Annotated in this window: 13 protein-coding genes; 11 read left to right on the plus strand and 2 right to left on the minus strand. The window is 74.5% G+C overall.

Annotation, left to right across the window (positions count from 1 at the left end; all coding sequences use genetic code 11):
- Window positions 1-4: 4 nt before the first annotated feature.
- From alaS to ACL02T_RS03640, 4 genes are all read left to right on the plus strand, one after another.
- Window positions 5-2,665 carry an alanine--tRNA ligase gene (gene alaS / locus ACL02T_RS03625; RefSeq protein ID WP_412829185.1) on the plus strand — a complete coding sequence of 887 codons (2,661 nt, stop codon included), beginning with the start codon at window positions 5-7 and terminating at the stop codon, window positions 2,663-2,665.
- A 16-nt stretch (window positions 2,666-2,681) separates the two neighbouring features.
- Window positions 2,682-3,110: a Holliday junction resolvase RuvX gene (gene ruvX / locus ACL02T_RS03630; protein ID WP_412829186.1), complete on the plus strand. Its 429-nt coding sequence runs from the start codon at window positions 2,682-2,684 to the stop codon at window positions 3,108-3,110.
- A gap of 101 nt (window positions 3,111-3,211) precedes the next feature.
- Window positions 3,212-4,462: an AI-2E family transporter gene (locus ACL02T_RS03635; protein WP_412829187.1), complete on the plus strand. Its 1,251-nt coding sequence runs from the start codon at window positions 3,212-3,214 to the stop codon at window positions 4,460-4,462.
- 150 nt (window positions 4,463-4,612) lie between these two features.
- Entirely contained in the window at window positions 4,613-5,854 is a 1,242-nt protein-coding gene (locus tag ACL02T_RS03640; protein ID WP_412829188.1) for an endolytic transglycosylase MltG, read from the plus strand.
- A gap of 47 nt (window positions 5,855-5,901) precedes the next feature.
- Here ACL02T_RS03640 and ACL02T_RS03645 read toward each other — a convergent pair whose 3' ends face one another.
- Window positions 5,902-6,768 carry a spermidine synthase gene (locus tag ACL02T_RS03645; RefSeq protein WP_412829189.1) on the minus strand — a complete coding sequence of 289 codons (867 nt, stop codon included), beginning with the start codon at window positions 6,766-6,768 and terminating at the stop codon, window positions 5,902-5,904.
- A gap of 188 nt (window positions 6,769-6,956) precedes the next feature.
- Between ACL02T_RS03645 and ACL02T_RS03650 the strand changes: the two genes are divergently transcribed.
- The 5 genes from ACL02T_RS03650 (at window position 6,957) to aroQ (ending at window position 11,595) form a co-directional block, all read left to right on the plus strand.
- Window positions 6,957-7,883, plus strand: a complete 927-nt coding sequence (locus ACL02T_RS03650; RefSeq protein ID WP_412829190.1) for a prepilin peptidase — start codon at window positions 6,957-6,959, stop codon at window positions 7,881-7,883.
- 12 nt (window positions 7,884-7,895) lie between these two features.
- A complete protein-coding gene (gene aroC / locus ACL02T_RS03655; protein ID WP_412829191.1) occupies window positions 7,896-9,083 on the plus strand; it encodes a chorismate synthase in 1,188 nt (395 codons plus the stop codon).
- Between the two features lie 131 nt (window positions 9,084-9,214).
- The gene (locus ACL02T_RS03660) at window positions 9,215-9,844 is read left to right on the plus strand and encodes a shikimate kinase (RefSeq protein ID WP_412829192.1); all 630 of its coding nucleotides are present in this window, start codon (window positions 9,215-9,217) and stop codon (window positions 9,842-9,844) included.
- A 165-nt stretch (window positions 9,845-10,009) separates the two neighbouring features.
- Window positions 10,010-11,164, plus strand: a complete 1,155-nt coding sequence (gene aroB / locus ACL02T_RS03665) for a 3-dehydroquinate synthase (protein ID WP_412829193.1) — start codon at window positions 10,010-10,012, stop codon at window positions 11,162-11,164.
- Complete coding sequence (aroQ, locus tag ACL02T_RS03670) at window positions 11,161-11,595, plus strand: type II 3-dehydroquinate dehydratase (protein WP_412829194.1); 435 nt, start codon at window positions 11,161-11,163, stop codon at window positions 11,593-11,595. Before aroB ends, aroQ begins: the two co-directional genes overlap by 4 nt.
- A gap of 24 nt (window positions 11,596-11,619) precedes the next feature.
- Here the strand turns inward: aroQ and ACL02T_RS03675 are convergent, their stop codons facing one another.
- Window positions 11,620-12,330: an MBL fold metallo-hydrolase gene (locus ACL02T_RS03675; protein WP_412829195.1), complete on the minus strand. Its 711-nt coding sequence runs from the start codon at window positions 12,328-12,330 to the stop codon at window positions 11,620-11,622.
- A gap of 23 nt (window positions 12,331-12,353) precedes the next feature.
- Between ACL02T_RS03675 and ACL02T_RS03680 the strand changes: the two genes are divergently transcribed.
- Together ACL02T_RS03680 and efp are read left to right on the plus strand one after the other, a co-directional pair.
- The gene (locus ACL02T_RS03680) at window positions 12,354-13,484 is read left to right on the plus strand and encodes an aminopeptidase P family protein (protein WP_412829196.1); all 1,131 of its coding nucleotides are present in this window, start codon (window positions 12,354-12,356) and stop codon (window positions 13,482-13,484) included.
- Window positions 13,485-13,725: 241 nt separating this feature from the next.
- Window positions 13,726-14,289, plus strand: coding sequence for an elongation factor P (gene efp, locus ACL02T_RS03685; RefSeq protein ID WP_412829197.1), 564 nt, complete (start codon window positions 13,726-13,728; stop codon window positions 14,287-14,289).

Below are 14,289 nucleotides of genomic sequence, written 5' to 3' on the forward strand. Positions count from 1 at the left end.
ACCCGTGCAGACCCACGAGATCGTCCGTCGTTTCACCGAGCACTTCGTCCAGGCCGGGCACACCTCCGTCCCGAGCGCGTCGCTGATCCTCGACGACCCCAACCTGCTGTTCGTCAACGCCGGGATGGTGCAGTTCAAGCCGTACTTCCTGGGTGACGTCCCGGCGCCGTACCCGCGCGCCACCTCGATCCAGAAGTGCGTGCGCACCGGCGACATCGACGAGGTCGGCCGCACCACCCGGCACAACACGTTCTTCCAGATGGCCGGGAACTTCAGCTTCGGCGACTACTTCAAGGCCGGGGCGATCGAGCACGCCTGGAACCTGGTGACCGGCGACCTCGCGTCGGGCGGGTTCGGCTTCGACCCCGACCGCATCTGGGTCACCGTCTACCAGGACGACGACGAGGCGATCGCGCTCTGGAAGAAGATCGCCGGGCTGCCCGAGGAGCGGATCCAGCGCCGCGGCGGCAAGGACAACTACTGGGACATGGGCGTGCCCGGTCCCGGCGGGCCGTGCTCGGAGATCTACTACGACCGCGGGCCGGAGTACGGCCGCGAGGGCGGCCCCGAGGCCGACGAGGACCGGTACCTCGAGATCTGGAACCTCGTCTTCATGCAGGACGAGCGCGGCGAGCTGAGCCCGAAGCTCGGCCACCCGCCGGTCGGGACGCTGCCGAGCAAGAACATCGACACCGGCATGGGCGTCGAGCGGGTCGCCTACCTGCTGCAGGGCGTGGCCAACGTCTACGAGACCGACCTGGTCCGACCGGTCATCGCGCAGGCCGAGGCGCTGTCCGGGCGCCGGTACGGCGTGAACCGGGAGGACGACACCCGCTTCCGCGTCATCGCCGACCACGCCCGGTCCGGCGTCATGATCATCGGCGACGGCGTCACGCCGTCGAACGAGGGTCGGGGCTACGTGCTGCGGCGGCTGCTGCGCCGGATCGTCCGTTCCGCCCGGCTGCTCGGCGTCACCCAGCCGGTGCTGCGGGCGTTCGCCGAGGTGGTCCGGGACGAGATGTCCCCGACCTACCCCGAGCTGGTCACCGACTTCGAGCGGATCTCGGCCGTCGTCGAGGCCGAGGAGGAGGCCTTCCTCGCCACGCTGACCGCCGGCTCGCGGATCTTCGACACCGCGGTGGCGGAGACGAGGAGGGCCGGCGGGCTCGTGCTGCCCGGGGACCGCGCCTTCCAGCTGCACGACACGTACGGGTTCCCGATCGACCTCACCCTCGAGATGGCCGCCGAGCAGGGGCTCGAGGTCGACCAGGACCGGTTCACCGCGCTCATGCAGGAGCAGCGCAGCCGGGCGAAGGCCGACGCGGCCTCCCGCAAGGTCGGGCACGGCGACGCGTCGGTCTACCGCGCGGTGCTGGACAACCACGGGATCACCGAGTTCCTCGGCTACACCGACCTGGCCGCCGAGGGCACGATCGTCGGGCTGCTCGTCGACGGCCGGCCGGTCCCGGCCGCGTCCGAGGGCACCTCGGTCGAGGTCGTGCTGGACCGTACGCCGTTCTACGCCGAGGCCGGTGGCCAGCAGGCCGACACCGGTGAGCTGCGCGCGGGCTCGTTCACCATCCGGGTCGACGACGTGCAGTCGCCGGTCGCGGGCCTGCGGGTGCACCGCGGCGTCGTCACGAACGGCACCGCGACGGTCGACTCCCCGGTCGTCGCCGAGATCGACGTCGCCCGCCGGGCCGCCGTCTCCCGCGCCCACACCGGTACGCACCTGGTGCACGCCGGCGTCCGCGGCGCGCTCGGCACCTCGGCGGCGCAGGCGGGCTCGCTCAACGGCCCGGGCCGGCTGCGGTTCGACTTCACGTCGCCCTCGGGCGCGGTCACGCCGGCCCAGCTCGCCGAGGTCGAGGGCGAGATCAACGCGGTGCTGCAGCAGAACCGCGAGGTCGAGGCCTACGAGACGTCGATGGACGAGGCCAAGCGGCTCGGCGCGATGATGCTCTTCGGCGAGAAGTACGGCGACCGCGTCCGCGTGGTCGACATGGGCGACTACTCCCGTGAGCTCTGTGGTGGCACGCACGTCGGGCGGACCGGCGAGATCGGCCTGATCAAGGTGCTGTCCGAGGGGTCGATCGGGTCCGGGGTCCGGCGCGTCGAGGCCCTCGTCGGGCTCGACGCGTTCGACCACATGTCCAAGGAGCACCTGCTGGTCAACCAGCTCGCCGAGCAGCTCAAGGCGAAGCCCGAGGATCTCCCGGAGCGGATCAACGGCCTGGTCGAGCGGCTGCGCGACGCCGAGCGGGACCTCGAGAAGCACCGTGCCGAGGCCGTGCTGGCCTCCGCCGGGACCCTCGCCGAGCAGGCCGAGGACCTGGACGGGGTGTCCGTGGTGGCGCTCGAGGCCCCGGCCGGGCTGGGCGGCAACGACCTGCGCAACCTGGCCTCGGACGTCCGCGGCCGGCTCGGGTCGAAGCCCGGTGTCGTGGCCCTGTTCTCGACGGACGGCGGGAAGGTCGCCTTCGTCGTCGCCACCACCGCCGCGGCCCGGGACAGGGGGCTGGCCGCCGGCACGCTGATCCCGGCCTTCGCACCGGCCGTCGGCGGGCGCGGCGGCGGCAAGCCGGACCTCGCCCAGGGCGGCGGCACGGACCCGTCGGGCGTGGCGGCCGCCATCCAGAAGCTGCGCGAGGCGGTCCGGGGTTGATCGCGGGATTCCCACGGTGATCGACCCCCGCGGCCGCCGGCTCGGCGTCGACGTCGGGTCGGTGCGCGTCGGGGTCGCCCTGTGCGACCCCGACGGCCTGGTCGCGACGCCGCTGGAGACGGTGCCGCGCGAGGGCGCCGCCCGCCGGGTCGCCGAACTGGTCGAGGAGCACCTCGTCGTCGAGGTCGTGCTCGGCCTCCCCCGGACGCTCGCCGGCCGGGAGGGGACGGCCGCCGAGGCCGCGCAGGCCTTCCGCGGGGAGCTGGAGGCGGTCCTCGCGGTGCCGGTCGTGCTGCACGACGAGCGGCTGACGACCGTCGTCGCCACCCAGCAGCTGCGGGGCCGGGTGAAGGGGCGCAAGCAGCGCGCCGTCATCGACCAGGCGGCCGCGGTCGCCATCCTGCAGGCGTATCTCGACGGGAAGGGTTCCCGGAACCGCCGCTGAGCCGGGTTCCTGCCGCGGCCACACCCGACTCGTGACGACCGACGGACCGCTCGCCCGAAACAGGTGACGCCCGTCCGGGGGGCCGGTCCTCGTTTCGCCGGATGACGATGTCGGTCGAGCCACCATCGGGCACCACCGGTCTGCGGAGGAACGGGGCGAGGCCCCGCGGTCCCGTCCTGCCCCGCGCGCTGGTCGTGCTGCTCGGTGCCGCAGCGGTCGTGGTCGTGCTGGCCGGCGTCCGCTCGGTCGCGTGGCTGATCGGGCCGATCTTCATGGCTCTGATCGTCGTCATCGCGGTGGCGCCGGTACAGAGCTGGCTGCGGCGCAAGGGGTGGCCCGGGTGGGCGACGACCCTGGTGCTGATCGTCCTGGTGTTCGCCGTCATGCTGGCGCTGGCCCTGGGGATCATCTTCTCGATGGCCCGCCTGGCGACCGAGCTGCCCCGGTACGCCCCGTCGGCCAACGACGTCGTCAACTCCGCCACCGCGGAGCTCGCGAGGTTCGGTGTGGGCCCGGAGCAGATCAGACAGGCCGCGGGATCGCTCGACCTGGGCAAGCTCGCCGGGCTCCTGGGCGCCCTGCTCAGCAGCGTCGCCGGCCTGGCGTCCAACCTCGTGTTCCTGCTCGCGCTGCTGTTGTTCCTCAGTGTCGAGGCGGGCGGGGTCGGCCACCGGATGGCCTCGATCGCCGCAGACCGGCCCGGCGTCACCGGGGCGCTGGGCCACTTCGCCTGGGGCACGCGGCAGTACCTGCTCGTGACCACGGTCTTCGGGTTCATCGTCGCGGTGCTGGACACGATCGCCCTGGCTCTGATGGGCATTCCGCTGGCCGTCACCTGGGGGCTGCTGGCGTTCGTCACCAACTACATTCCCAACGTCGGGTTCATCCTCGGGGTGATCCCGCCGGCCGTCCTGGGGTTGCTGATCGGGGGGCCGCAGCTGGCTCTGCTGGTGGTCGTCGTGTACTGCGTGCTGAACTTCGTGGTCCAGTCGATCATCCAGCCGCGTTTCATCGGTGACGCGGTGGGTCTGTCGGTCACGGTCACGTTCGTGGCGTTGGTCTTCTGGGCCTGGTTGCTCGGGCCGTTGGGGGCGATCCTCGCGATTCCGCTGACCCTGCTGGTGAAGGCGCTGCTGGTGGACGTCGACCCGAAAGCGGGCTGGGCGGACGCCTTCTTGCGGGCGACGCCGAAGGGCGCGGAGGCCGCGGCGGCCGACGACGCCGCCAAGGCCGCGCGCAAAGCCGCCCGCAAGGCCGAGCGGAAGTCCCGCCGGGCGAACGGCGACGGTGCACCGGTCGCCGTGGAGCCATCGGAGCCACCGGCGGGCACCGGCCCCACGGTCACACCGTGAGGTCGGGTACGCGCACGGCGCGCGCCGGGGGTCGGGCCGATCGTCGGGCAGGGTGGCCGGACACCCGACGGTGACGACCGGGCCCGCGCGGGTGTGCTCCGTGCCCCGCCGTTGCGGACACCCGTTACCCTCCGGAGCTGTGAACCGGACATGCCGCTGCACTCGGGACCGCCGCCGGGCGGGCCGCGCGGCGTGAACCGCCCCGCCGGTCCCTTCCTGACCCGTCGCGAGGAGCTCGCGGCGCGGCGGGCGGAGCTGCGCGAGATCGCGCGCAGGCGCCGCCGCCGCGGCCTGTTCGTGCTGCTCGCGGCGCTGGTCCTGCTCGGCGTCGTGTTCGGCGGGGGCGCCTACCTGGTCGGCTCCACCTTCTTCACGGACGACTTCGACGGCGAGGGCCAGGGCGACGTGGTGGTCCGGATCCTCGACGGGGACTCCACCCGGCAGATCGGGACGATGCTGGCCCGCCGCGGCGTCGTCGCGAGCCCGGAGGCGTTCACCGAGGCCGCGGCCGAGGAGGAGAAGGTCCTCGGGATCCAGCCGGGCTACTACCAGATGCGGCTGCAGATGTCCGGCGAGTCGGCGGTGGCCGCGATGATCGACCCTTCCTCCCGCGTGGGCCGGCTGGAGATCCGCGGCGGCACCCAGCTCGACGACACCCGCTCGCCGGACGGGACCGTCGCGCCCGGCGTGATCAGTCTGATCTCGCAGGCCAGCTGCGGCCGGATCGACGGCGAGCGCCGCTGCGTGAGTCCGGAGGAGCTGCGGAAGGTCATGGCGGCCGCGGACCCGGCCTCGCTCGGGGTGCCGCAGTGGGCGGTCGAGGACGTCGCCCGGGCCGAGCCGAACCGGCGCTTCGAGGGCCTGATCGTACCGGGGATCTACGACGTCGCCCCGGGCACCTCCGCCGCCGAGGTCTGGAAGTCCCTGCTCGCGGTGTCGGTCGCGCAGCTCGAGGCCAGCGGCCTCACCGCCGACGCCGGCCACGACGGCCTGACCGCCTACGAGCTGCTGGTGCTCGCCTCGCTGGCCGAGAAGGAGGCGATCACCCCGGACATGGGCAAGGTCGCGCGCGTGATCACCAACCGGCTCGACATCGACCAGCGGCTCGAGCTCGACTCCACCGTCAACTACCCGCTCGATCTGCAGGCCCTCCGCACGACCGCCGAGGCGCGCAGCACCGCCGGGCCGTACAACACCTACCGGGACACCGGCCTGCCGCCGACGCCGATCGCCGCGCCCGGGAAGGCGGCGATCGCGGCCGCGCTCGCGCCCGACGAGGGGCCGTGGACCTTCTTCGTGCGGTGCCAGAAGGACGGCACGTCGTGCTTCGCCACCTCGCTGGCCGAGCACCAGGACAACGTCGGCGAGGCGATCCGGAACGGCGCGTTCTAGGTGCGCGGGCCGGCGGGGCCCTCGCCGCTTCCCGGTGCTCGGCCGGCTCAGCGGCCGAAGAACCCGGGCGGCGGATTCGGCGAGGGGGTGGTGGACCGGTCGTGCCGCACGGCGGCGCCCTTCGCCAGCTCCGCCGCCGCCGGACCACCCAGCACCCGCGCCCGGAACGGGTCCCCCGCGGCCCGCCGGGTCAGCTCGGGGAGCGGCAGCGGACGGTCCGCGGCGACCACGACCAGGTTGCCGAAGCGGCGGCCCGACAACAGGTCCGGCGCGGCGATCACCGCGATCTCGGGGAACCGGGCCGCGACCGTCGCGAGCTGTCCGCGGGCGAACTCCAGCGGGCCCCCGTCGGCGACGTTCGCGACGTAGACCCCGCCCGGCGCGAGCACCCGCCGCACGTCCGCGACGAACTCGGCCGAGGTGAGGTGCGCGGGGGTCCGGGCGCCCGCGAACACGTCCAGGACCAGGAGGTCGGCGGAGGCGTCCGGGCGGGTGGCGAGGAGGGCCCGCGCGTCGCCGCCGGCCACCTCGATGCCGGTGCCGTCGGCGGGCAGGCGCGCGGCGACGAGGTCGATGAGCGCGGCGTCGAGCTCGACGACGAGCTGCGGCGAGCCGGGCCGGGTCGCCGCGACGTACCGGGCCAAGGTCCAGGCCCCTCCGCCGAGGTGGACCGCGCGCAGCGGAAGCGTCGGCGGCGCGATCGTGTCGACCACGTGCCCCATCCGCCGGACGTACTCGAACTCCAGGTGCTCGGGGTCGGCCAGGTCGACGTAAGACTGTGCGGTCCCGTCGACCAGCAACGTCCAGGCCAGCGGGCGGTCGGGGTCGCCGACCAGCTCGGCCCGGCCGTGGTCGATCTCCGCGCGGACGACGGCGGACGCGAGGGGCCGGTCGGGAGGGGCGGGATCTGGCACCCCACGATCCTTGCTCACCGCGCCTCCGCGGTGCCGCCGTTCGCACGGTGAGTCGCACTACCACGCCCGTCCGACGGGACAGGTCGATCGCCGGGGTCGCCGCCGCCGTGATCCACGGATCGGCGGACCTGTGCACAGCTCTCTCCGCCGGTCGCCGCGGGTCGCCGGGCCGGGTGAGCATCGGCGGCATGACGAGCGGAGTGACGACGACGGTCCTGCCTCTGGTGACGAGGGCGGCGTCGGCGGTGGTGCCGGCGGCCTTCCTGCCGCCCCCGAGGGTGGGCTGGGCCGTCCTGGGGTTCGGGCTCGGGATGCTGGCCGGGGCCGTGGGGCGGGTGGTGCTGGCTCGGCTGCGCCGGGGCGCCCGGGTCCCGCCGCCGTGGCTGGAACTGGCGGTCGGGGTGCCGTGGGCGGGCGTGGTCGGGGCGGCGGGGGCCGGGGTGCTGCCATGGCCGTGGACACCGCTGCTGCTCGGTGCCGCGTGGTTGACGGTGGTGGCCGGCGTGGTCGACGTGCGGCACCACCGCCTGCCCGACGCGCTCACCCTGCCGGCGCTGCCCGGCGCCCTGCTGCTCGCCATCCCGCTCGGGCCCGCGGCGGTCGGGCGGGCCGCAGCGGGAGCCGCGGTGCTCGCCGGCGCGTACCTGCTGGTCCACACGGTCTCGCCGGGCTCGTTGGGGCTGGGCGACGTCAAGCTCGCGGCACCCGTCGGAGCCCTGCTCACCGCCGCCTCGTGGCCGGCACTGCTCCTCGGCTGCGCGCTCACGGCGGTCGTGAGCGCGGCGGCGGCGGGGTTCGTGGTGGTGCGCCCGGGTCGGCGCGGTCCGGGGCAGGGCCCGCCACCGGCGGGATCGGCCGCTCGTCCGATCCCGCCGGCGGAACCAGGCCCTGCGGCAGGAGCGGAGCCGGCACCGGTACCGGCGTCGACACCGGTGCGGTGCGGCCGGTCGTCGGGGGCGTGGCGGCGGGGCGCGGTGCGGGGCTCGCCGGCCCACCTGCCCGCCGCGGAGCTGCCGCTCGGCCCACCGATGCTCGGCTCGGCGTGGCTGGTGGTCGTCGTGGCGGCCCTGGCCGGCGCCGTCGGCGGTGCCGTCGGCCCGGTGGGTGCGGGGTGAGAGAATCGCTCCGTGCTGCGTTGGATCACCGCCGGGGAGTCGCACGGTCCCGCGCTGGTCGCCGTGCTGGAGGGCATGGTCGCCGGTGTCGGGGTCACGACCAAGGAGCTGCAGGCCGAGCTCGGCCGCCGCAAGCTGGGCCACGGGCGCAGCCCGCGGATGGCGTTCGAGGCGGACGAGCTCGAGGTGATCGGCGGCATCCGGCACGGCCTGACCCAGGGCGGCCCGGTGGCCGTCCGGATCGGCAACACCGAGTGGCCCAAGTGGGAGACGGTCATGGCCGCCGATCCCGTCGACCCCGAGCTCATCGCGCACCGGGCTCGGAACGCGCCGCTCACCCGGCCGCGGCCCGGGCACGCCGACCTCGCCGGCATGACGAAGTTCGGCTTCGCCGAGGCCCGCCCGGTCCTGGAGCGCGCCAGCGCCCGGGAGACCGCGGCGAAGGTCGTGCTCGGCACGGTCGCCAAGGCCTTCCTGGCACAGGCGTTCGGGGTCTCCGTCGTGTCGCACGTCGTCGCGATCGGGTCGGTCGACGCCCCCGAGGACGACCCGGTGCCCGGCCCCTGCGACCTCGAGCGCGTCGACGCCAGTCCGGTCCGCGCGTTCTCGGAGGCCACGGCCGAGCGGATGATGGCCGAGATCGACGCGGCCCACGAGGACGGCGACACCCTCGGCGGGGTCATCGAGGTGATCGCCTACGGCATGCCCGTCGGCGTCGGCTCGTACGTCCAGTCGGACCGCCGGCTCGACGCCAAGCTGGCAGGCGCCCTCATGGGCATCCAGGCGATGAAGGGTGTGGAGATCGGCGACGGCTTCCGCACCGCGCACCGCCGGGGCTCGGCCGCGCACGACGAGATGATCCCGGGCGATCCGGTGAAGCGGCTGTCCAACCGTGCGGGCGGCATCGAGGGCGGCATGACCAACGGCGAACCGGTCCGGGTGCGGGTGGCGATGAAGCCGATCTCGACGGTGCCACGGGCGCTGCGCACGATCGACACGACCACCGGGGACGAGGCCACCGCGATCCACCAGCGGTCCGACGCGTGTGCCGTCCCGCGTGCGGGGGTGGTCACGGAGTCGATGGTCGCACTGGTGCTGGCGGAGGCGGCGCTGGAGAAGTTCGGCGGCGACTCGCTGGACGAGACCCGGCGCAACGCTGCGGCGTACCGGGAGGACGTCGCGCGACGCTTCGCCCACTGACCGCGGACCCCGCCGTTGCCGGGCGGACGGGGCCGGCCGCTCGGCCCGGGCGGGTCCCGCGCAGCCGGACCGAGCGGACGGGGGCCGGGCGGTCGGTGGACGCCGGCCCGACGGCGGATACGATCGCGCCCGTGAGCGATTCGACGAGGCCCGTGCTGGTGCTGGTGGGTGCCCCCGGGGCGGGCAAGAGCACCGTCGGCCGGGTCCTCGGGCGCCGGCTGGGGGTGCCGTTCACGGACGTCGACAGCGAGATCGAGGCACGCGTCGGCACCACCATCGCGGAGATGTTCACCTCGCGCGGCGAGGAGGCCTTCCGCGCGGTGGAGCGCGAGGTCGTGGCCGAACTGCTGGCCACCGGCTGCGGTGTGCTCGCCCTCGGCGGCGGCTCGGTGCTGGCCGAGTCGACGCGGGCGCGGCTCGCCGGGCACCGCGTCGTCCACCTCAAGGTCGGGCTGGCCGACGGCATCCGCCGCACCGGCATGTCCACGGCGCGCCCGCTGCTCGCCGGGGTGAACCCGCGCGCCACCTTCCGCGCGCTGCTCGAGGCGCGGGCCCCGTTGTACGAGTCGGTCGCCACCGTCGAGATCGACACCGTCAAGCGCAGCGCGAACCAGGTCGCCTCGGCGGTGCTGACAGCCCTGGGGCTCGAGGGCGAGGCGGCCCCGGCCGCCGAGCCGCGCCCCGGCGACCCCGACGACGAGATCACCCCCTCGGCCGACGCCCCGCTCCCGGACCCCGTCTTCGGCCGCCCCGGCTCCTGACCGCCCCGGCTCCCCCCGCCGCCGACGCTCGGCGCACTGCGGACCGCGGACGCTCGGCGCACCGCGGCGACGTGAGTGCCGGCGTCCGAGGGTGTGCGAGCCGGACCGGGCGGGGGGCTCGACGGCGCTGCAGGTCGGGCGGGCGGAGGCCGTTAGGGTCGTCCCATGACCGAGCCCGGCCCCGCGGAGACGAGACCCACGACGAGCCCGGCCGCGGACACGTCCGCCGCACCGGACGCGGGCGGCCCCACCAGGATCCGCGTGGCGGCCGAGCGGCCCTACGACGTGATCGTCGGGCGCGGGGTGCGGACCGGGCTGCCGGCCGTCGTCGGGGAGCTGGGGTCGCGGACCGCCCTGCTGGTGCACCAGCCCGCCCTCGCCGAGGCGGCGGAGGCGGTGCGGCAGGAGCTCGAGGAGGCCGGTGTCGACGCGCACCGCGTGGAGGTGCCCGACGCGGAGGAGGGCAAGTCGCTCGCCGTCGCCGGCTTCTGCTGGGAGGTCTGCGGGCAGATCGGGCTGACCCGGCAGGACGTCGTGATCGGGTTCGGCGGGGGGGCGGCGACCGATCTGGCCGGCTTCGTCGCGGCGACCTGGATGCGTGGGGTGAAGGTCGTGCACGTGCCGACCACCCTGCTGGCGATGGTCGACGCGGCCGTCGGCGGCAAGACCGGCATCAACACCGCGGCCGGGAAGAACCTGGTCGGCGCGTTCTACGAGCCCTCCGCCGTGCTCGTGGACCTGGCGACGCTGGAGACGCTGCCCGAGCCCGAGCTCGTCGCCGGCGCGGCCGAGGTGATCAAGGCCGGGTTCATCGCCGACCCGGTGATCCTCGACCTCGTCGAGCGGGACCCGAAGGCCGCGCTCGACCCGGCGGGCGAGGTCCTGCCGGAGCTGGTGCGGCGGTCGATCCGGGTCAAGGCCGACGTCGTCGGCGCCGACCTGCGCGAGTCGCACCTGCGCGAGATCCTCAACTACGGCCACACCCTCGGCCACGCGATCGAGCGCCGCGAGGACTACACCTGGCGGCACGGCGCGGCGGTGAGCGTCGGCCTCGTGTTCGCCGCGGAACTGGCGCGCGCCGCCGGCCGGCTCGATGACGCCACCACCGAACGGCACCGCCGCGTCCTCGAGTCCGTCGGCCTGCCCACCCGGTACACGCCCGGCGTGCTGCCGGAGCTGGTCGAGACCATGAAGGGCGACAAGAAGTCCCGCGCCGGGATGCTGCGGTTCGTGGTGCTCGACGGGCTCGCGAGGCCCGGCCGCCTCGAGGGCCCGTCCCCGGAGCTGCTCGAGCGGGCCTATGCCACCGTGAGCGCATGACACGCGTGCTGGTCCTCAACGGCCCCAACCTCAACCGGCTCGGCCTGCGCGAGCCGGGCATCTACGGCCACACGACCTACGCCGACCTGGTCGCGCTGTGCGAGAAGACCGGCACCGAGCTGGGCCTGGAGGTCGAGGTCCGGCAGACCAACACCGAGGGCGAGCTGATCGGGTGGCTGCACGAGGCCGCCGACGCCGGCACCCCGGTCGTCCTCAACCCCGCCGCGTGGACCCACACCAGCGTGGCCGTGCGCGACGCCTGCGCGATGCTCACCGGCGGGCTGGTCGAGGTGCACATCAGCAACGTGCACCAGCGCGAGGAGTTCCGGCACCACAGCTACGTCAGCCCCGTCGCCACCGGCACCATCGTGGGTCTCGGCGTGCAGGGCTACGTGCTGGCGCTGCGCTACCTGGCCGGCCGCCCGGCCTGAGCCGCCGGAGCGGGCCGACGGACGCTAACCGAAGGCCAGCGCGAACTCCTCCGCCGACCGCGGCCGGAACACCACGTTGGAACGCCGGACGTCGAGCAGCGGGGAGTGCGGCTGCTCGGAGTAGCGGTGCCCCGGGTACACCACGGGATTGCCGGCGAGCGACCCGAGCCGCTGCAGGCTCCGGTACATCGCCTCGACGTCGCCGCCCGGGAAGTCCGTGCGGCCGCAGCCCTGCAGGAACAGGGTGTCGCCGGCGACCAGCCGCCCGTCGACCAGGAAGCACTGGCTGCCGGGGGTGTGCCCGGGGGTGTGCAGCAGCCGGATGGGGATGTCGCCGACCTGCACCACGTCGTCGTTCTCGTGGAGGGTGAGGTCGGTGGCGGAGATCCCGGTGACCTTGGAGACCCAGTCGGCCTCGGACTTCTGGACGTGCACCGGGACCGGCGTGCGCGCCAGCAGCCCGGTGAGCCCCTCGAGGTCGAAGCCCATCATGGTGCCGCCGACGTGGTCGGGATGGTGGTGCGTGGCGAGCACGCCGGTCAGCCGCATGCCGTCGGCCTCGAGCACGTCGAGCAGGTCGCCCGGCGCGTAGGCCGGGTCGACGACGACGGCCTCGCGGGACTCCTCGTCGCCGAGGAGATAGGCGAAGTTGACCATCTGCGTGGCGACGCGGTCCCCGACCGCGAAATCCCGCCCGGACAGCAGCTGCCTGAAGTACAGCCCCGACCCACTCATGGCGCCAGCCTAGGCTGAGGCCCATGACCGCTGCCGTGCCGACCAGCACCCGAGGCGGCGCCCGGCCCGAGGCCGCGCGCCGCGAGGCCGTCCGTGCGCGGGTGCGCGCCGCGGGCCTCGACGGGCTGCTGGTCACCGACCTCGTGAACGTCCGGTACCTGACCGGGTTCACCGGGTCCAACGGCGCCCTGCTGCTGGCCGCGACCGACGACGCGGGCAGCCGGTTCGGCACCGACGGCCGTTACACGACCCGGGCCGCCGCCGAGGTGCCGGACCTCCCCGCCGTCGTCGAGCGGGCGACCGCGCTCGCCCTGGCCTCGCGGGCGTCGGCCCTCGGGATCCGGCGGCTGGGCTTCGAGTCCGACGCCGTGACCGTCGACGCGCACGCCGCCCTCGCCGGGGCCGCGGAAGGGGCGACCCTGGAGCGGGCCCCCGGGCTGGTCGCACAGTTGCGCGTGGTCAAGGACGACACCGAGATCGAGGCCCTCCGCCGCGCGTGCACCCTCGCCGACACGGCGCTCACGGACCTGCTCGACGCGGGCGGGGTGCGGGCGGGCCGGACCGAGCGGGAGATCGCCCTGGACCTCGAGTTCCGGATGCGGGCGCTCGGGGCCGACGGGCCGTCGTTCGACTCCATCGTCGCTGCGGGCCCGAACTCCGCGATCCCGCACCACGCCCCGACCGACGCCGCGCTGCGCCCCGGCGACCTGCTCAAGCTCGACTTCGGCGCGCTCGTCGACGGCTACCACTCCGACATGACACGCACGGTGGTGCTCGGCCGCGCCGCCGACTGGCAGCGCGAGCTGTACGCCCTCGTGCAGGGGGCACAGGCCGCCGGCTGCGCGGCGCTCGGGGCGGGGGTGCCGGCCGCGAAGGTCGACGCCGCCTCCCGGGAACCGATCACCGCGGCCGGCCGGGGTGCGGAGTTCCTGCACGGGCTGGGCCACGGCGTCGGGCTGCAGATCCACGAGGCGCCGGCGCTGTCCGCCTCCTCGAAGGACGTGCTGGAGGCGGGCATGGTGGTCACCGTCGAACCCGGCGTCTACCTGGCCGGCCGCGGCGGCGTCCGGATCGAGGACGCGCTCGTCGTTCCCGGGTCCGGACCCGCCGAGGGGCTCACGGGCTTCACCAAGGATCTCGTCGAGGTCGGCTGAGCGGCGCCTGCGGGCGGGGGCACGCTCGCCCGCGCGGGCGCGGCGGTATCCTCGACGGCGGTTCGGCGGGGCACGGCCCGACGGGAGTCGGGCGCCGCCGGGAGTGACATCCGCCGCGTGCGGTCGTACCGGTCCCGCCCCTCGTCGTGGGCCCAGGTCGGCACGGCCGGCACGGTCGGCGCCCGCGCCCCACGCCGAGTACGACTGCCGTGTACGACGAGGAACCAGGAGAGACCCGCACGTGGCCACCACGAACGACCTGAAGAACGGCTTGGTGCTCAACCTGGAGGGCCAGCTGTGGTCGGTCCAGGCGTTCCAGCACGTCAAGCCCGGCAAGGGCGGCGCCTTCGTCCGCACCACGCTCAAGAACGTGATGACCGGGAAGGTCGTCGACAAGACCTTCAACGCCGGGACCAAGGTCGAGACCGCGACGGTGGACCGGCGCGACATGACGTACCTGTACCGGGACGGCGCGGACTTCGTCTTCATGGACGGCGACACCTTCGACCAGCTCCCGATCCCGGAGAACGTGGTCGGCGGCGCCGCCGACTACCTGCTGGAGAACCAGGTCGCGCAGATCAGCTTCCACGAGGACGCGCCGCTGTTCGTCGAGCTGCCCACCTCGGTCGAGCTGGTCATCGCGCACACCGACCCGGGCCTGCAGGGCGACCGCTCCACCGGCGGCACCAAGCCCGCGACCCTGGAGACGGGTGCGGAGATCCAGGTGCCGCTGTTCCTGGAGACCGGCACCAAGGTCAAGGTCGACACCCGCGACGGCCGGTACCTCGGCCGCGTCAGCAGCTGA

This window comes from Pseudonocardia oceanicola, from assembly GCF_047200735.1.
Lineage (GTDB): Bacteria > Actinomycetota > Actinomycetes > Mycobacteriales > Pseudonocardiaceae > Pseudonocardia.